The sequence below is a fragment of the Geoanaerobacter pelophilus genome (genome assembly GCF_018476885.1).
GTDB lineage: Bacteria > Desulfobacterota > Desulfuromonadia > Geobacterales > DSM-12255 > Geoanaerobacter > Geoanaerobacter pelophilus.
The window spans coordinates 71,157-87,834 of sequence record NZ_JAHCVJ010000002.1 but is presented as its reverse complement, the minus strand read 5'-3'; the positions used below and the strand labels follow the sequence as shown (position 1 = coordinate 87,834).

At 55.1% G+C, this 16,678-nt stretch carries 16 protein-coding genes; all 16 read left to right on the top strand.

Annotation, left to right across the window (positions count from 1 at the left end):
• Window positions 1-62: 62 nt before the first annotated feature.
• Window positions 63-617, top strand: a complete 555-nt coding sequence (locus tag KI809_RS05770) for a hypothetical protein (RefSeq protein WP_214170596.1) — start codon at window positions 63-65, stop codon at window positions 615-617.
• On the top strand, window positions 604-966 hold the full coding sequence (locus KI809_RS05765; protein WP_214170595.1) for a hypothetical protein: 363 nt from the start codon (window positions 604-606) through the stop codon (window positions 964-966). Before KI809_RS05770 ends, KI809_RS05765 begins: the two co-directional genes overlap by 14 nt.
• Window positions 967-1,204: 238 nt before the next feature.
• The gene (gene mraZ / locus KI809_RS05760; protein WP_214170594.1) at window positions 1,205-1,684 is read left to right on the top strand and encodes a division/cell wall cluster transcriptional repressor MraZ; all 480 of its coding nucleotides are present in this window, start codon (window positions 1,205-1,207) and stop codon (window positions 1,682-1,684) included.
• 3 nt (window positions 1,685-1,687) lie between these two features.
• Window positions 1,688-2,623 (top strand): 16S rRNA (cytosine(1402)-N(4))-methyltransferase RsmH, encoded by a 936-nt coding sequence (gene rsmH / locus KI809_RS05755; protein WP_337833280.1) that lies wholly within the window; start codon window positions 1,688-1,690, stop codon window positions 2,621-2,623.
• An 18-nt stretch (window positions 2,624-2,641) separates the two neighbouring features.
• On the top strand, window positions 2,642-2,980 hold the full coding sequence (gene ftsL, locus KI809_RS05750) for a cell division protein FtsL (RefSeq protein ID WP_214170593.1): 339 nt from the start codon (window positions 2,642-2,644) through the stop codon (window positions 2,978-2,980).
• On the top strand, window positions 2,977-4,971 hold the full coding sequence (locus tag KI809_RS05745) for a penicillin-binding protein (protein ID WP_214170592.1): 1,995 nt from the start codon (window positions 2,977-2,979) through the stop codon (window positions 4,969-4,971). The genes ftsL and KI809_RS05745 overlap by 4 nt, the downstream gene beginning before the upstream one ends.
• A gap of 25 nt (window positions 4,972-4,996) precedes the next feature.
• Window positions 4,997-6,526 carry a UDP-N-acetylmuramoyl-L-alanyl-D-glutamate--2,6-diaminopimelate ligase gene (locus KI809_RS05740; protein ID WP_214170591.1) on the top strand — a complete coding sequence of 510 codons (1,530 nt, stop codon included), beginning with the start codon at window positions 4,997-4,999 and terminating at the stop codon, window positions 6,524-6,526.
• On the top strand, window positions 6,526-7,944 hold the full coding sequence (locus KI809_RS05735) for a UDP-N-acetylmuramoyl-tripeptide--D-alanyl-D-alanine ligase (RefSeq protein WP_214170590.1): 1,419 nt from the start codon (window positions 6,526-6,528) through the stop codon (window positions 7,942-7,944). The genes KI809_RS05740 and KI809_RS05735 overlap by 1 nt, the downstream gene beginning before the upstream one ends.
• On the top strand, window positions 7,944-9,020 hold the full coding sequence (gene mraY, locus KI809_RS05730; protein ID WP_214170589.1) for a phospho-N-acetylmuramoyl-pentapeptide-transferase: 1,077 nt from the start codon (window positions 7,944-7,946) through the stop codon (window positions 9,018-9,020). Before KI809_RS05735 ends, mraY begins: the two co-directional genes overlap by 1 nt.
• Before the next feature lie 4 nt (window positions 9,021-9,024).
• On the top strand, window positions 9,025-10,383 hold the full coding sequence (gene murD / locus KI809_RS05725) for a UDP-N-acetylmuramoyl-L-alanine--D-glutamate ligase (RefSeq protein WP_214170588.1): 1,359 nt from the start codon (window positions 9,025-9,027) through the stop codon (window positions 10,381-10,383).
• Complete coding sequence (gene ftsW / locus KI809_RS05720) at window positions 10,380-11,483, top strand: putative lipid II flippase FtsW (protein ID WP_214170587.1); 1,104 nt, start codon at window positions 10,380-10,382, stop codon at window positions 11,481-11,483. Before murD ends, ftsW begins: the two co-directional genes overlap by 4 nt.
• A complete protein-coding gene (gene murG, locus KI809_RS05715; protein WP_214170586.1) occupies window positions 11,480-12,586 on the top strand; it encodes an undecaprenyldiphospho-muramoylpentapeptide beta-N-acetylglucosaminyltransferase in 1,107 nt (368 codons plus the stop codon). The genes ftsW and murG overlap by 4 nt, the downstream gene beginning before the upstream one ends.
• Window positions 12,576-13,958: a UDP-N-acetylmuramate--L-alanine ligase gene (gene murC / locus KI809_RS05710; RefSeq protein ID WP_214170585.1), complete on the top strand. Its 1,383-nt coding sequence runs from the start codon at window positions 12,576-12,578 to the stop codon at window positions 13,956-13,958. Before murG ends, murC begins: the two co-directional genes overlap by 11 nt.
• A 9-nt stretch (window positions 13,959-13,967) precedes the next feature.
• A complete protein-coding gene (gene murB, locus KI809_RS05705) occupies window positions 13,968-14,867 on the top strand; it encodes a UDP-N-acetylmuramate dehydrogenase (RefSeq protein ID WP_214170584.1) in 900 nt (299 codons plus the stop codon).
• Window positions 14,868-14,872: 5 nt separating this feature from the next.
• Window positions 14,873-15,814: a D-alanine--D-alanine ligase gene (locus tag KI809_RS05700; protein WP_214170583.1), complete on the top strand. Its 942-nt coding sequence runs from the start codon at window positions 14,873-14,875 to the stop codon at window positions 15,812-15,814.
• Between the two features lie 5 nt (window positions 15,815-15,819).
• Window positions 15,820-16,665 (top strand): cell division protein FtsQ/DivIB, encoded by an 846-nt coding sequence (locus KI809_RS05695; protein WP_214170582.1) that lies wholly within the window; start codon window positions 15,820-15,822, stop codon window positions 16,663-16,665.
• Window positions 16,666-16,678: the final 13 nt, after the last annotated feature.

Here is a 16,678-nt window from a genome sequence, read left to right as displayed (position 1 = left end):
AAAATTTTCTTCCCGGTCGGTGCCTTAACAGGGTGGCCGACCGGTTTTGCTTGAGGTAGCTTGTGTCGCATTCAGATGCCTGGTCCACCGCCATAGCTGTTGCCACCAGGGAATTCAAGGAACTGCCCGGTCATTTATCGACACAGGTTGCTGGAATCGTTAGAGAGATCTTGGTGGTGAAGAGAGAAGTCGATGCCATTTTCGATGGCTTGAATGGCGTCGAAATCTGCCGTTTGTGTCAAGGCGAGTGTTGCCGGTCCGGATGCTACCACTTTACCGTGGTTGACTTGCTTGGGTATCTGGTTACTGGCCATGAGCTCTTTTCCCCACGATTTGACAATGGTGCCTGCCCTTTTCTCGGGGACAGCGGTTGCATGATGGCACCGCACTACAGGCCATACAACTGTGTCACTTTCGTGTGCGATCGGGTCGATGCGGGAATGGACTCGAATGCGCGCGCCAGGTTTGCCGCACTCTCTGCAGACCTGTTCGTACTCTATCAGAGGCTTGAACAACTCTTTGCAAACCGTTTTGTTTACGGTATCCTCAACAACAGCAGGCGCTTTGCTGAAGGGCGCTCAATTGGCATTCTCTGGAGTGAGCATGGCAACGATTAACGATCTCGTTCTGGTGCATGTTGATAATCGTCCGGGATTCTTTGCCCGGATCGAGGATATATCGCCTGATGTCAAACCTGGGTGGTGGCAGGTGTCATTGCTGGTGCTTACTTCTCCTTTGCAGGTTTACACCTGGATACTGGACGATTCCCAGATCGATGGCGCACCGTTTACCATGGGCGGCACGCCCATGATGCTTGAAAAGGTCGTAGCGCCACCGCTGCGCAATCGCCCGCAAAGCAATCCCTCAGCCGAATCGCCGAAAGCCGTTGCCCCTGAAGGGCCATCTGCTAAGCCAGCCTCTTCCCCCAAGGTTGTTTTTCTTGCCGAACACAAAAAAAAGGGGTGAGTGGACCGCTAATCCCTCTTGTTTTCAGCCAATTTCTGGCCATTTGGAAACTTTTTATCTCTCCCACGCCGTTACTCCCGCGAGTCTCATGTAAGTCTTGTCTAACATCCTGATTTGTAAATAGAAAAAACATGTATGGCGCAAATGATTTTGCCTTGACAACCCCGGGGTCGGCTTGTATAGTTTTTCCACTGAGTGGTAATTTGTGGAAAATGGTGGCAATGGTTGGGAAGGTTATATGTCTTTTGCCCGCGAATGGCCAAGTACAATAGATCCTAAGGGGCGGACAAGTATACCGGCAAAGTTCCGGGAGATACTTGTTGCCACTTATGGTGACGAGCGATTCGTTATCACCAAGGCTACCCCGGTGGATTTTGGTGGTGAACTCGGTCGAGGGCTTTCCGTCTACCCTATTTCCGAGTGGCGTGAAATAGAAAGAAAAATCAACGCCAATGAAGGCGGGTTTCCACTGGCTCAATTGAACAGCATCAAGCGCCGGTATCTGGGCGCTGCCGATGAGTATACCACGGATAAGCTGGGACGGGTGCTCGTTCCAACGGCCTTGCGTGAGCATGCAGCTCTTGATCGAGACATAATTTTTGTCGGTATGGGCAATCGTTTTGACATCTGGAGCAGGGATACCTATCTCAGGGTCAGCGAGCAGGATGAAAAAGCACTGCCTCTTGACTCTGAAGAGCTTGCCTCGCTGGGGATATAGCCGGTGGCATTCCGGCATGTATCGGTAATGCCGGAAGAGGTGACCAGGTTTCTGGCTCCTCGACCTGGCGGCATTTATGTAGACGGCACTTTGGGTGGCGGCGGCCATTCCAGGTTGATACTGGAACTATCGTCTCCTTCAGGCAGATTGATCGGTTTCGATCAGGATCAAGAGGCCCTGGCAGCTGCGAAGTCGATCCTGGCAACGTACGGAAACAGGGCCAGTTTTGTCGGACGCAACGTGTCGGCCATAGCTTCGGTAATGACCGAGTTGGGTATAGAGGCTATCGACGGACTGCTGCTTGATCTCGGCGTGTCATCGCATCAGTTGGATACCGCAGAGCGAGGGTTCAGTTTTCAGCAGGACGCTGCGCTGGACATGAGAATGGATCGCTCGGCATCGTTGACAGCCGCTGAGTTGGTAAACAGCTCATCGGAAGATGAGCTGACAAGGGTTATCCGGGATTACGGCGAGGAACGCTGGGCAAGGCAGATTGCCCGGCGAATCATTGCCGCACGACTCGAATCTCCTCTTGAAACAACGGGACAGTTGGCAGAACTGGTGAGCCGGGCAATCCCCCGAAAAGCTTGGGAGGAGCGAATTCACCCGGCAACGAGGACATTCCAGGCTATTCGGATTGCCGTCAATGACGAGTTGGGAAGCCTGCAACGATGTCTGCAGGATACGGTCCCGCTCCTCAAAAGCGGTGGAAGGATCGCGGTCATCTCCTTTCATTCCCTAGAGGACAGGATCGTGAAGCAGTTTTTTAGAGATAAGGCTACTGGCTGCCGCTGTCCGAAAGATCTCCCGGTTTGCGCCTGTGGCGGAACACCGGTACTGAAGGTTTTGACCAGCAGGCCTGTTTTGGCTTCTAAGGACGAGATCGCAGCAAACCCGCGTTCCCGCAGCGCCAAGCTCAGGGTTGCAGAGAAATGCTGAAGGAAATGGTGAACTGACATGTCAAACACAAAAACCGCATACGGCAGGGTAATAGCCCCACGGCGGCTGGAAGCGGTATTCGAAGGGAAGCGCGAGGAGTATCTGCCGACCCTTTTGGTGATCCTGGCCATACTTACTACGGTGTCGATATTCCATGTTTGGTCACGGGTTAAGGTGGTAGACCTGAGTCTCCAGCTGGGAGAGAGCAGAAAGCAGATCAAAGAGATGCAGCAGGAGCAGAGCAAGCTCAAGCTGGAAGTCGCCTCCTTAAAGACCCCTGCCAGGATTGAGGCGGTTGCGCACCAGGAGCTGGGTCTGTCGTTGCCAACAAATCAACAGGTGGTGCAGGTGCGGTGAGGGATAAAAAAGAGAAATGGGCTAGGGCAAGAATCCGGATTATAGGAGCCCTCTTTGCCTTTTTCTTTCTGGTGACGTCTTCAAGGGCCTTTTATCTTCAAGTCATCAAACGGGATCAGTTGGAAAAGCTGGCAGAGCGGCAACACCAGAAAACAGTGCAATTGACCCCGGCACGAGGGACCATTTTCGATGCTAATAATGCGTCACTCGCGGTATCCATCGAGATGGAGTCTTGCTTTGCCGAGCCGAGGAATATCGAGGACCCACGAGAAAGCGCCGTAAAACTGGCACCGATACTCGGTATGCCCCAGAACCAGCTGCAACAGAAGTTGACCGGGAGCAAGGGGTTTGTCTGGATTCAGCGACAGCTCGCACCCGAGGTGGTCGCTAAGGTCAAGGCTCTCAAGCTTGACGGGATCGGCTTTGTCAAGGAAAGTAAGAGGTTTTATCCAAACCTGGAGATGGCGGCAAGCGTCATTGGTTTTACCGGGCTTGACCCTGAAGGGCTGGAGGGGATTGAGCGGAAATACAACGCAACGATCCTCGGAAGCACCGGCTATATGATAACGGAACGCGATGCCCTTGGCAGGGACGTTGCTTTGGATGGAGCAGTAGTGCAGGGAGGGTCCAAGGGGCAGAACGTAACCCTTACCCTGGACAAGAATATCCAGTACATGGCTGAAAAAGAGCTGGCCAAGGCCGTAAGCGACAGTGGCGCGAAAGCCGGCACTGCCTTGGTAATGGAACCGCAAACCGGAAGGATATTGGCTATGGCAAACTATCCGGGGTTCAATCCGAACGTGCATCAAAAATATCCCCTTGCGAACCTGCGCAACAGGGCCATTGCGGATAGCTTTGAGCCGGGCTCGACATTCAAGGTGTTCCTGCTCGCCGCAGCAATCGAGGAAGGGATAGTCAATGCCCGTGACACATTTGACTGCGAAATGGGGTCTTTTGAAATAGGCGGCAAAACCATTCATGATACCCATAAATACGCGAGAATTTCAGTAGCAGATATCCTCAAGTACTCCAGCAATATCGGTGCAGCCAAGATCGGGTCCAGGCTTGGCTCGGAACGGCTGTATCGCTATTTGAAATCATTTGGTTTCGGAGAGAAAAGCGGTATCGATCTCCCTGCAGAAACCAGCGGCAATCTTAGAAATCGCAGCCAGTGGTTTCCGGTAGATCTCGCCAACATCTCTTTTGGCCAGGGTGTTACTGCTTCAGCATTGCAGATCGCGTCAGCTGTTTCCGCCGTCGCCAATGGCGGTGTGCTGATGAAGCCATATCTGGTTGAAAAAATTACCGATGCCGAGGGCAATGTCGTGCAGCAGATTGCTCCCCAGTCCAAGGCACGCATAATCTCCCCGGCAACGGCAAAAACGGTTACGACCATGATGGAAGGGGTTACCGGTGACGGCGGAACCGGAACCAACGCGGCAGTAGACGGTTATCGCGTTGCCGGAAAGACCGGTACTGCCCAAAAGGTAGACCCGGTAACCAGAGGTTATTCGATCGATAAGCGGACGGCGTCATTTGTCGGATTTGTGCCGTCAAACAACCCTAAGCTCACCATACTGGTCATTATCGATGAGCCAAAAACCAGCCCGTACGGAGGAGTCGTTGCTGCCCCGGCATTCGGAGCCATAGCGCAGCAGGCACTCTGTTACCTCAAAGTTGCACCTGATGCCCGAATCAAAAAGCAAAAGGGTTTGGAGCCGGGAATCGCTTCGAAAAAGGGGCCGGTGCCTGCAGCTGTTATTGATACTGACTATTCTGCCGAAGAAGGAGAGATTGCCGGGACTGCGCAAGGAGTGCTGATGCCGGAGTTTCGCGGGAAAAGCATGCGTGATGTCATGCGCAGCATGCAAAAGAGAAATCTGAACGTGCGTCTTATCGGAAGCGGCAGGGCTGCGGAGCAGAATCCGTTGCCTGGCCAAAGGATAGGGCCGAGAGACAAGGTATGGGTAAAGTTTATTCCTTCAGCATAATGACACTATATTCAGTCGAGGCCACATGAAACTGAGTGACCTGATAAAAGCCGTTTCACCGTCCCTTGCCAAGGGTGTGAGCGACCAAGAGATTCAAGGGCTCTACTACGATTCGAGGATTGTCCAGCCCGGGGGTCTCTTTTTCGCTTTAAAAGGGACAGTTGCTGACGGCCACCGGTTTATCGGCCTGGCGATAGAGCGTGGTGCCGCGGCAGTTGTCGTGGAGGACCGCAGCTCGGTACCGACCGGGTTCCCCTTCATTCAGGTTGAAAATTCCCGCCTTGCCATGGCGCTCATGGCATCGGCCTTTTACCGGTTCCCGACCAGAGATGTTCCGCTCGTCGGAATTACCGGAACCAACGGCAAAACAACGACCAGTTACCTGATTGAAGGGATTATGGCCGCTAACGGGGTGAAGGCAGCTGTGTTGGGCACTGTCAGCTACCGGCTTGGCGAGATGGTGCTGCCTGCGTCGCATACCACTCCGGAATCAACCGAACTCCAGAGTATCATGCGCACCATGATTGATGGCGGCGCTACTGGCGTGGTGATGGAGGTCTCGTCGCATTCTCTTGATCAGCGCCGCGTTGACGGCTGCCAGTTCGATGTGGGGGTGTTCACCAACCTGACCCGGGATCACCTCGATTTTCACGGCAGTATGGAGAGTTATCTCTCCGCAAAACTCAGGCTGTTCAAGGAGCTGTTGCAACCGACGTCAGTCAAGCCGACCAGGCGGGCTGTCGTCAATCTTGACGATGAGTATGGCGCTGCGGTCGCCCGAGAGTCCGTCTGCCCTGTCATTACCTACAGCATCTCAACCACAGGCGATGTGCATGCCGTGGAGATCAAGTCATCGCTTGAGGGGATCAGCGGAAAACTGGTAACCCCTGCCGGGACCATTGCGTTTTCGTCCGGTCTGGTCGGCCAATTCAATTTGTACAATATCCTCTCGGCTGTTGCCACCGGGTATGCACTGGGGTTCCCCTTGGCAACGATCAGCGCCGGTATCGCAAACCACAAGAAGGTGCCTGGCCGCCTGGAGCGCGTGGAAAACGATCTCGGCATCGGTGTTTTCGTGGATTATGCCCATACCGGAGATGCCCTGGAGAATGTCCTGCAGACCCTTTCCGAGTTGAAGACCAACAGGATTTTGACGGTCTTTGGTTGCGGCGGCGACCGCGACAAGGGGAAAAGGCCGATAATGGGCGAGATCGCCGGGCGGCTTTCTGATCTTGCGGTTATTACTTCCGATAATCCGAGGACCGAAAAGCCGGAGGAGATTATTGCTCAGGTCCGGGCCGGAGCAGCGGCCCTGGGCATCAGAGAGTATGATCGTGCAACCCTCGGTGAGGGTTTGCGTGACAAAGGTTTTATCGTTGTGCCTGACCGGCGGGATGCTATTGGTCTCACCATCAGCCTGGCTGAACCGGGCGACATCGTGCTGTTGGCTGGCAAGGGACATGAGGATTACCAGATCATCGGCACGACCAAGCACCATTTTGACGACCGTGAAGAGGCTGCTGCGGCTCTTTCTCTTAGAGGAGGTGCGCAGTAATGCCGAGTGAAAGGTTGTTCACGGCAAGTGAAATTGCGGCTTTGACCTCAGGAAGGCTCCAAGGGAGCGCTGACCAGCAGGTATCCGGCGTATCCACGGATTCCCGCAGCGTTCAGCCGGGAGAATTGTTTATTCCGCTTCGAGGAGAGAGGTTTGACGGTCACGATTTCCTGGCTGCAACTGCGGCCAAGGGGATAACGGTAGTGCTTGCCGAGGAATCCTGGGCTGTGCAGCATGCACTCCCGGAAAACGTAACCGGTATTCTGGTTCGCGACACCCTCAGGGCGCTGGGCGATCTGGCCGCCGGTTATCGCCGGAAATTTACTTTCCCGGTGGTTGCTGTGACCGGCAGCAACGGTAAAACCACAGTCAAAGAGATGGTGGCAGCGATTCTTACGGTCAAAGGGGCCGGACTCAAGACTTCAGGCAATCTGAACAACCTTATTGGTCTGCCGCAAATGGTCTTCAAGGCTACAGCCGAGATGAACTGGTGCGTGCTGGAGATGGGGATGAGTGAGCCGGGCGAGATTGACCGCTTGGCCGAAATCGCCGAGCCGTCGATTGGCGTGATTACCAATGTTTTTCCGGCGCACCTGGAGAGCATGGGCAGTCTGGAGGCTGTTGCCAAGGCCAAGGGTGAGCTTTTCATGCGCCTCAAGCCAGGTAGTTATGCGATCTATAATGGTGATGACCAGCTGGTTGCCACTTTGCCGGTGCCGGAAGGAGTCAGGCGGATTTCCTTCGGCATGCATGAAGGTGATATTACTGCCGGCAACATCGAAAAGTTGGGGCACGACGGCCAGCGCTTTATGCTGAGACTGCCGGGCGGAGCATATGCGGTTCAACTCAGGGCGTATGGGCGGCACAATATTCAGAACGCCCTTGCTTCGGCAGCAGTAGCTGTCGCTGCCGGCATCGCCCCAACTGAGATCGTTGCCGGTCTTGAACGTTTTGAACCGGTGGAAAAGCGCTTCCGTCTTGAAGAGCTCGGCCAGGTCACGCTCATTGATGACAGTTACAATGCCAATCCCGGGTCTATGGCAGCCGGGCTGGTAACCCTTTCCGAACTGAAGGGCGACGGTCGTGCCATTGCTGTCCTCGGAGATATGCTTGAGTTGGGCAGCGGCGCGATGGAAGCGCATCGCGGAGTCGGCAGGCTTGCTGCGACCTGTGTCTGCAAGCTTTATCTCTTAGGACGATTTGCTGAAACCGTCAAGGTCGGGGCTTTGGATGGTGGTATGCCGGAAGAATCGATTGTGGTGGCCGAGAATCACGAACAGCTTCTTGTCGATCTCAGAGGGACGCTGCAGGCAGGTGACTGCGTACTGGTCAAAGGGTCGCGGGGCATGAAAATGGAAACCATTGCCGAAGGCATCAGGGTCTGGTGTGCCACTCCTCACGGGAAAGGGGGCAACTGATGCTCTATCATCTCCTCTACCCACTCGCCGGCAACATCAAGCTGTTCAATGTCTTCAAATATCTGACGTTCCGATCGATTTATGCCATGATAACAGCCCTGGTTCTCTGCTTTATCATCGGTCCGTGGGTGATCCGCAAACTGGAAGCGTTGCAGGCGCGACAGGTCATCAGGACCGACGGCCCGGAATCACATCTGAAAAAGCAGGGAACCCCTACCATGGGCGGGGTACTGATTCTCGGCGCGATCGTTATCCCGACTTTGCTCTGGGCCGACCTTACCAACAGTTATATCTGGCTAACGCTGTTCGTGGTTGTCGGTTTCGGGATCATTGGCTTTGTTGATGACTACAAAAAAGTGGTGGAAAAGAACCCCAAGGGGCTATCACCGCGGCAGAAGATGTTTTGGACGTTTTTTGTCGCAGGTGGCGTGGCGCTCTATCTTTTTCTCGACCCGAACTTTTCGGAAGAACTCTTTTTCCCCTTCTTTAAGCGACTGCATCCCGATCTCTGGGTGATGTTCATCCCATTTGCCGCTCTGGTTATTGTTGGCGCCAGCCATGCCGTCAACCTCACCGACGGCCTCGACGGCCTTGCCATTGGCCCGGTAACCATTAACGCCGCCACCTATCTGCTCTTCAGCTATATAGCCGGTAACGCCAAGCTCTCCGCCTATCTCCAGATTCCGTACGTGCCTGGAACCGGGGAGCTGGCGGTCTTCTGCGGCGCCATGGTCGGCGCCGGGATCGGTTTTCTCTGGTACAACTCGTATCCCGCCGAAGTGTTCATGGGTGATGTCGGCTCGCTGTCGCTGGGCGGGGCCCTGGGTATCCTGGCGGTGCTCACCAAGCAGGAGATCCTGCTGGTGATTGTCGGCGGGGTGTTCGTGATCGAGGCCCTTTCGGTCATATTTCAGGTTGGGTCCTACAAATACCGGGGCAAACGGATCTTTCGCATGGCGCCGATCCATCATCATTTCGAGCTTAAAGGGGTTGCTGAGCCGAAGATCATTGTGCGGTTCTGGATCATTACTTTAATCCTGGCGCTTGTCGCCATTTCAACACTGAAATTACGGTAACAGCATGAATCTTTCAGGTAAAAAAATACTGGTGGTCGGAGTAGCCCGAACCGGCGTTGCGGTGTGTCACTTTCTCGTGAAGCAGGGGGCCGAGGTAACAATCACTGACATGAAGCAGGGGGCGGCTCTGGAGCCATTTCTGACGCAGCTTGACGGGTTGAAGCTTCAGATGGAGCTAGGGTGCCACAAGGTTGAATCGTTTCTTGCCGCCGATTACATCGTGGTGAGCCCCGGTGTGCCTATGGATATACAGCCGCTGCAGATGGCGCGGGCCGCTAACCGGCCGATCATCAGCGAAATTGAACTTGCCAGCTGGTTTATCACGGAACCGATCATTGCCATCACCGGCACCAACGGCAAAACCACCACCACCACCCTGACCGGCGAAATCTGCCGGAAAGCCGGGTTTGCGACGTTTGTCGGTGGCAATATCGGCAATCCCCTGATCGAACTTGTCGACAGCCAGGAGAAGGTCGAGCGGGTCGTGGTCGAGCTGTCATCGTTTCAGTTGGAGGCGATCGACCGGTTCCGGCCCAAGGTCGCGGTGCTGCTGAACATCACGGAAGATCACCTGGACCGTTATCGCAGCTACCAGGAATACATTGATGCCAAGGTCCGGATCTTCATGAACCAGACCAGTGACGATTACGCGCTCTTGAATCTTGACGATCCACTGGTTGCCGCTCTTGCCGGTTCCATGAAGGGTCGCGTTGTCTGGATGAGCCAGTGCCGCGAACTCGAACAGGGGATCTTCCACAAGGACGGGACAATTGTCTTCCGCTGGGATGGCCGGGAAGAGGTCATCTCCACTGCGGCATTCCGAATTAAAGGGGTACACAATACCGAAAACATCATGGCCTCGCTTGCCGCTGCCATGCTCACCGGTTGCCCTGCCGCTCTGGCACAGAAGGGTGTAGAGGAATTCCGGGGGCTGCCGCACCGGATGGAGCTGGTCAGAGAAGTGAACGGGGTCGGCTGGTACGAAGACAGCAAGGCCACGAATGTCGGCAGTGTCGAAAAAGCGCTGGCCAGCTTCAACGACATCACCTGGATAGCTGGCGGCAAGGACAAGGGGGGATCGTACCTGCCCCTTGCCAATCTGGTAAAGGAGCGGGTCCGCTGCATGATCTTGATCGGTGAGGCCAAGGAGCGGATTGCCCACGAGCTCGGCGAGTACGCGGAAACAAGAATGGCTGCTACCCTTGAGGAGGCCGTCAACCTGGCAGCTGCGGTTACCGTCCCCGGAGGGGTCGTGCTGTTCTCGCCTGCTTGTTCCAGTTTCGACATGTTTCGCGATTACGAGGACAGGGCCGAGCAGTTCAAGGCTCTTGTCAGGGGCATCCCCGAGGCAGGGACCAGATGAAACGGCTTGCGTCGTGCGATATCGTTATCCTGCTGATGGTCGTGGCGCTTACCTGCTTCGGCGTGGTCATGGTGTACTCGGCCTCATCGGTGATGGCTGCCAAAAAATATCACGATGGCTTTTATTTTCTCAAACGGCAGGGGATCTTTGCCCTGGTCGGGTTCAGTATCATGTATGGAGTGATGCAGATCGACTATCATCTCTGGAAAAAGCTCGCTGTTCCGGCGCTTATCGGCTGCCTGGTCCTGATGGTTTTCGTGTTGATACCGGGAATCGGCGGGAGTGCTGGAGGGGCGGCGCGCTGGATAAGGCTGCCCGGCTTCTCGCTGCAGCCGTCAGAGATGGCCAAGATTGCTCTGATCATATACATGGCCTATTCCCTGGAAAAGAAGCAGGACCGGGTAAAGTTCTTTTCGAGCGGCTTTTTGCCATATATGGTAGTGCTGGCTGTGCTGCTGCTCCTCCTGCTCAAGCAGCCGGACCTGGGGGCTGCTTTGACGCTGGGCGCAGTTGCCGTGATCATGCTTTTTGCGGCAGGCACACGACCGACCTACATTATTTCCATGTTCCTCATTGCCTTGCCATTTCTCTACTTCCTGGTCATGAACGTCGATTATCGACGCAGGCGGGTACTGGCATTTCTTAACCCTTGGGACGACCCGTCAAACAGCGGCTTTCAGATCATTCAGTCGTGGCTGGCGTTCGGCGCCGGGGGCGTGCTTGGCCAGGGGCTGGGAGAGGGGAAGCAGAAGCTCTTTTACCTGCCCGAGGCTCACACCGATTTCATCCTTTCCGTGGTCGGCGAAGAACTCGGTTTAATCGGGGTGCTCGTGATCGCTTCGATGTTTTTCCTGCTGGTCTGGCGGAGTATTCGCGTGGCTCTTGGCGCGGAAGACACCTTCGGCAGATTTCTCGCTTTTGGCATCGCAGTGCTGCTTGGAATAGAGGCCTTTGTGAACATGGGTGTCGTTACCGGGATGTTGCCGACCAAAGGGTTGGCGCTCCCATTCATCAGTTACGGCGGCAGTTCTCTGCTTATTACCCTCTTTGCCATGGGAATATTGCTTAATATCTCGACGAGGATGAGGGGAACGCCATGAAACTTATCGTTGCCGGCGGAGGCACCGGTGGTCATCTCTTCCCCGGGATTTCCGTGGCTGAGGAGTTTGTCAGCAGGGATGCCGCAAATGAAGTGCTTTTCGTTGGCACTGAGCGCGGCATTGAGGCCAGGATCGTTCCGCAGCTCGGAATGAAACTGGAAACTATCTCCGCCTCAGGGGTACGTGGCAAGAACGGCTCGGCCCAGATCAAGGGGCTTTTCCTGTTCATGTTCGGCTATTCGCAGTCGCGGCAGATTCTGAAAAAATTCAGGCCGGATGTAGTGCTGGGGGTTGGTGGCTATGCTTCGGCACCCTTGTGCCTTGCCGCGCGCGGCATGCAGATTCCCTACTTCATTCATGAGCAGAATGCCATCCCCGGTCTGACCAACCGGTTACTTGCTCGCTTTAGCAACAAGGTCTTCATTTCTCTGGAAGAATCGCAGCGGTTTTTCCCTGCAGAACGGACCCTGTTGACCGGTAATCCTTTGCGCCAGTCGATTCTGGAGCTGGTGACTGCTGAGGATTCGTTCCCATCGGTAGCGCAGGGCAATGAGTTCCGGATTCTTGTGTTTGGCGGCAGTCAGGGGGCCAGAAGTATCAATCAGGCAATGATGGCGGCCTTACCCAAGATGTCCGCCTTGAAGGAGCGCGTTTCCATAGTGCACCAGACAGGCAAGAACGATCTGACTGAGGTTGCAGATGCCTATGCGAAGTCCGGAATCAAGTCCACGGTATTGCCGTTCATCGACGATATGGCTGCGGCGTACCGGCAGGCCGACCTCATTATCTGCCGGGCCGGTGCCACCACCGTTGCCGAGGTGACGGCTGCAGCCAAGGCCTGTATCTTTATTCCGTTTCCCCATGCCGTGGATGATCACCAGCGCAAGAATGCCGAAGCGCTGCTGGAGCACGATGCCTGCCTCATGCTCCTTGAGCAGGAACTCTCAGGGGAGCGCCTTGCAGCAGAGATCGAAAAGATCATGGCAGCACCGGACAGGCTTGAGACGATCAGCCGGAATGCCAGAAGCATGGCGCGGCTTGATGCCGCAAAAATTATCGTGGATGAAATGATCGGGACAAAAGGAACTGGCCATGTACGGTAAAATTGAAAAAATCCATTTCGTCGGCATTGGCGGCATCGGTATGAGCGGCATCGCCGAAGTGCTGTTGAACCTGGGCTACAAGGTTTCCGGTTCGGATTTGCGTGGTTCGGATACCACCGAGCGGCTGGCCTCGCTCGGCGGAGAGATCCACATCGGCCATTCCAGCGAAAATATTGCCTCAGTTGATGTTGTTGTTACCTCAACGGCAGTACAGGAAGACAATCCCGAGGTTGTTGAGGCGAGAAACCGGATGATTCCGGTCATTCCTCGGGCAGAGATGCTGGCCGAGCTGATGCGGATGAAGTACGGTATTGCTATTGCCGGAACCCACGGCAAAACCACCACCACCTCAATGGTTGCTACCGTGCTGACCCATGGCGGTATTGACCCGACCATAGTCATTGGCGGCAAACTGAACACCCTCGGCACCAATGCGGTGCTGGGCCAGGGAAAGTTCCTCGTTGCCGAGGCCGACGAGTCTGACGGTTCATTCCTCAAGCTGTCGCCGACAATCGCGGTGGTCACCAATATCGACGCCGACCACCTTGATTACTACAGCGGCGGGATCGCTCAGATAAAAGACACCTTTGTCGATTTTATCAACAAGATCCCGTTTTACGGCCTGGCCGTGCTCTGCCTCGACGATCGCAATGTTGCCGAAATCATCCCGAAGGTCAAAAAACGGTTCGTAACATACGGACTCACCTCCCAGGCCGACATCAGGGCGACCCATGTGAAGCACGCTGCCGGCACCACAAGCTTTGTTGCCCACTACAAGGGTTACCGGATGGGGGAGATCTCGTTTTCCATGCCTGGAGCGCACAATGTGCTCAATGCCCTTGCCTGCATTGCTGTGGCAATGGAACTGGACGTGCCGTTTGCCCAGATCCAGGAGGGATTTGAACGCTTTGGCGGGGTCGGCCGTCGCTTCCAGGTCAAGGGAGAGGTTAACGGTATCATGATCGTCGATGATTACGGCCATCACCCTGCCGAGATTCGGGCTACCCTGGCTGCGGCAAAAAACGGCTGGCCGGAGCGGCGGCTGGTGGTTGCGTTCCAACCGCATCGCTATACGCGTACCAAGGAGCTGTTCTCGGATTTTGTGACCTGTTTCTATGACGCGGACCTGCTGGTATTGACCGACATCTATGCTGCTAGCGAAAAGCCGATTCCAGGGGTTTCGGCAGAAAAGCTTGTTGCCAGCATCCGCCAGCACGGGCAGAAAGACGTCACATATGTTGGCGAGCGGGAGCAGATCTGCAAGCATCTGCTGGGAGTAATCCGCGAAGGCGATATCGTTCTCACCCTTGGGGCGGGAAACCTGTGGCAGATCGGAGAAGAACTGCTCTCAGTCCTCCAGGGGAAGGGGTAAGGGCGTAATATGAGTCGGCCCTCCGGCGCTATTTTCGCAGGGTTCCGTGGCAGGTTGCTTGAGGAGGAGCCGCTTGCCGGGCACACTTCGCTGAAAGTAGGGGGACCTGCCGACCTCTTTGCTGCTCCCGAAGATCTGGAAGATTTGCAGCTGCTGCTTGGACGGTGCCGAGAGCACTCGATTAACTGGCTGGTCATCGGCGGCGGTTACAATCTCCTGGTTCGTGACGGCGGCTGTAGAGGGATCGTTATTTCGCTGAAACGGCTCAAGTCATTTATGCGTTTGCCTGACAACCGGATATCGGTGCAGGCCGGGATTTCCAACCAGCGGTTGATGAAGTGTCTCGAATTGGAAGGCCTTTCCGGGCTTGAATTCCTGAGCGGGATCCCGGGCAGCATCGGAGGGGCGCTGGCCATGAATGCCGGGTGCCACGGTCATGAGATCATGGAGTGCCTCGAAAGTCTGATTATAATCGATGCCAGCGGGGTGCATGAAATAGCGGCATGCGATCTTGATTATGGCTACAGGTCTTTGCAGCTGGCTGAAGGTGCGGTCATCGTTGCCGCTGTTTTTCAGCTGATGGCTGATGATCCCACGGCAATTAGCGTAAGGGTTCATGAATTTATCGAGAAGCGCAGGACCAGCCAGCAGGTTCGGTATCCGAATGCAGGATCATTCTTCAAGAATCCGTCTGAAGGTCCTGCCTGGAGATTCATCGATGCCGCTGGCCTTCGTGGCGCCGTTGTCGGCGGTGCTCAGGTATCGGAACAGCACGCAAACTTTCTGGTGAATCGCGGCGGGGCGACCGCCCGGGATTTTCTGGAGTTGGCTACCGTGATCAAGGAGCGCGTCAGGCTGGTGTCCGGGGTTGAGCTTGAAGAAGAGGTTCGTATCGTAGGCGAGGGGTGATTGTGATGGATCGTGCAACCGTGAAAAATAAAAAAATTGGCGTGCTGATGGGCGGGCTGTCCGCAGAGCGGGAAGTCTCGCTGAACAGCGGTAAAGCGGTCCATGCTGCGCTTATTGAGCGTGGGTACAATGCCGTTGCCATTGACGTGGGGCGCGATATTGCAGCGCGTCTGGTTGCTGAGGGGATTGAAGTGGCCTTCATCTGTCTGCATGGCAGATTGGGCGAGGATGGCACGATACAGGGATTGCTTGAGGTTATGGGGATCCCATATACCGGGTCAGGTGTCCTAGCCAGCGCCCTTGCCATGAACAAGACCGTGGCCAAGGTCGTGTTTTCGGCTAATGGCCTTACTGTCGCACCTTATGTAGTGCTCAGAAACAGCGACAGCTTTAATGAAGAGTATGCCGGCTTTGGTTTTCCTCTGGTGGTCAAGCCGTCTCAGGAAGGGTCTTCCGTTGGCGTCAGCATCGTTCGGAAGCAGGAGGAACTACTCCCCGCCCTGAAAGAGGCTTTAAAGTACGATGACGAAATCCTGGTGGAGCAATATATCAAGGGGAGAGAAATCCAGGTAGCCATCCTTGCCGAACAGGCTCTGGGGGCGATTGAAATTGTTCCCAAACGGGAGTTTTACGACTTTCAAGCAAAGTACACGGCGGGCATGGCCGAACATATCTGTCCTGCCCCACTGGAAAAGACGCTGTATGAAAAGGTGCTACGCCTGGGTGAACTGGCGCATCGCGTACTTGGCTGCTCCGGGTACAGCCGGGTAGATTTTCTGGTCACGGCAGAGGGTGAATGCTTCCTGTTGGAAGTGAACACGCTTCCGGGGATGACCGCACTCAGCCTGATGCCAGAAATTGCCCAAACAGCAGGGTTCGGGTTTGCCGATCTCGTGGAGGAGATTGTCTCTTCTGCAGCACTGAAGATAAAGAGCCAGGGGAACTAAGATAGATGGCCGTGCCGGCGAATCGCAGATCAAGTAGTCAGCCGTTTCGGGGTAAACCGGTAAGGGGTACCCAGAATCGGATGAAGCGTGAGAAACGGCAGATCGACATCCGCGGCTTTCTCAAAAAGGCAGCTCGCGCTGTTGTCTGTTTTTCCGTGGTATCTCTGGGTGGATTGCTTGTCTACGAGGCGTATTCCCTGATTGCCCGGTCGTCGTTTTTCCGGCTCGAAAGAATTGAGGTCTCCGCACTCAAGCGGCTTACCCGTGAAGAAGTTATAGCCCAGGCCGGGATCAAGCCGGGCGATGATCTCATTGGTCTGCGTCTCGGCAATATCGGCAAGCAGCTGTCGAAAAATCCCTGGATAGAAAAGGTCCGGATCCGGCGCTATCTGCCGCACACGATAACTATTGAGATCGCCGAGCAGGAACCTGTTGCTGTTGCCAGCATGGGATATCTCTATTACCTGAATGCAAAAGGCGAGGTTTTCAAGCTGTTGATCGAAGGTGACAACCTCGATTACCCGGTTCTGACCGGAATCAGCGAAGAGGACCTCTCCCGAGACCCGGCCGGGTCCAGGGAAGCCCTGAAATCGATGCTCTCTCTGGTTGAACTGCTGAAGGGGCGAGAGGTGCTGCGGCTGGAAGATGTTTCCGAGGTGCATTATGACAAGGGGTATGGGTTCACCTTGTTCATGGCTGATCGGGGAGTGCCGGTGCGCTTGGGCCGGGCAGGGTTTGACGAAAAACTTGAGCGTCTCGGGAAGATATACGGGACATTGCAGCCACAGATGAAGACTGTAGAGTACATTGACCTTGATTATGCCGATAAAATAGTTGTGAAATCCGGTTAAATGGGGGTGTGCG

Excerpts from the sequence above, each read along its gene's own strand:
- KI809_RS05765 (WP_214170595.1), top strand. The coding sequence starts at position 604 with ATGGCAACGATTAACGATCTCGTTCTGGTGCATGTTGATAATCGTCCG.
- mraZ (WP_214170594.1), top strand. The coding sequence starts at position 1,205 with ATGTCTTTTGCCCGCGAATGGCCAAGTACAATAGATCCTAAGGGGCGG.
- ftsL (WP_214170593.1), top strand. The coding sequence starts at position 2,642 with ATGTCAAACACAAAAACCGCATACGGCAGGGTAATAGCCCCACGGCGG.
- KI809_RS05740 (WP_214170591.1), top strand. The coding sequence starts at position 4,997 with ATGAAACTGAGTGACCTGATAAAAGCCGTTTCACCGTCCCTTGCCAAG.
- KI809_RS05735 (WP_214170590.1), top strand. The coding sequence starts at position 6,526 with ATGCCGAGTGAAAGGTTGTTCACGGCAAGTGAAATTGCGGCTTTGACC.
- mraY (WP_214170589.1), top strand. The coding sequence starts at position 7,944 with ATGCTCTATCATCTCCTCTACCCACTCGCCGGCAACATCAAGCTGTTC.
- murD (WP_214170588.1), top strand. The coding sequence starts at position 9,025 with ATGAATCTTTCAGGTAAAAAAATACTGGTGGTCGGAGTAGCCCGAACC.
- ftsW (WP_214170587.1), top strand. The coding sequence starts at position 10,380 with ATGAAACGGCTTGCGTCGTGCGATATCGTTATCCTGCTGATGGTCGTG.
- murG (WP_214170586.1), top strand. The coding sequence starts at position 11,480 with ATGAAACTTATCGTTGCCGGCGGAGGCACCGGTGGTCATCTCTTCCCC.
- murC (WP_214170585.1), top strand. The coding sequence starts at position 12,576 with ATGTACGGTAAAATTGAAAAAATCCATTTCGTCGGCATTGGCGGCATC.
- murB (WP_214170584.1), top strand. The coding sequence starts at position 13,968 with ATGAGTCGGCCCTCCGGCGCTATTTTCGCAGGGTTCCGTGGCAGGTTG.
- KI809_RS05700 (WP_214170583.1), top strand. The coding sequence starts at position 14,873 with ATGGATCGTGCAACCGTGAAAAATAAAAAAATTGGCGTGCTGATGGGC.
- KI809_RS05695 (WP_214170582.1), top strand. The coding sequence starts at position 15,820 with ATGGCCGTGCCGGCGAATCGCAGATCAAGTAGTCAGCCGTTTCGGGGT.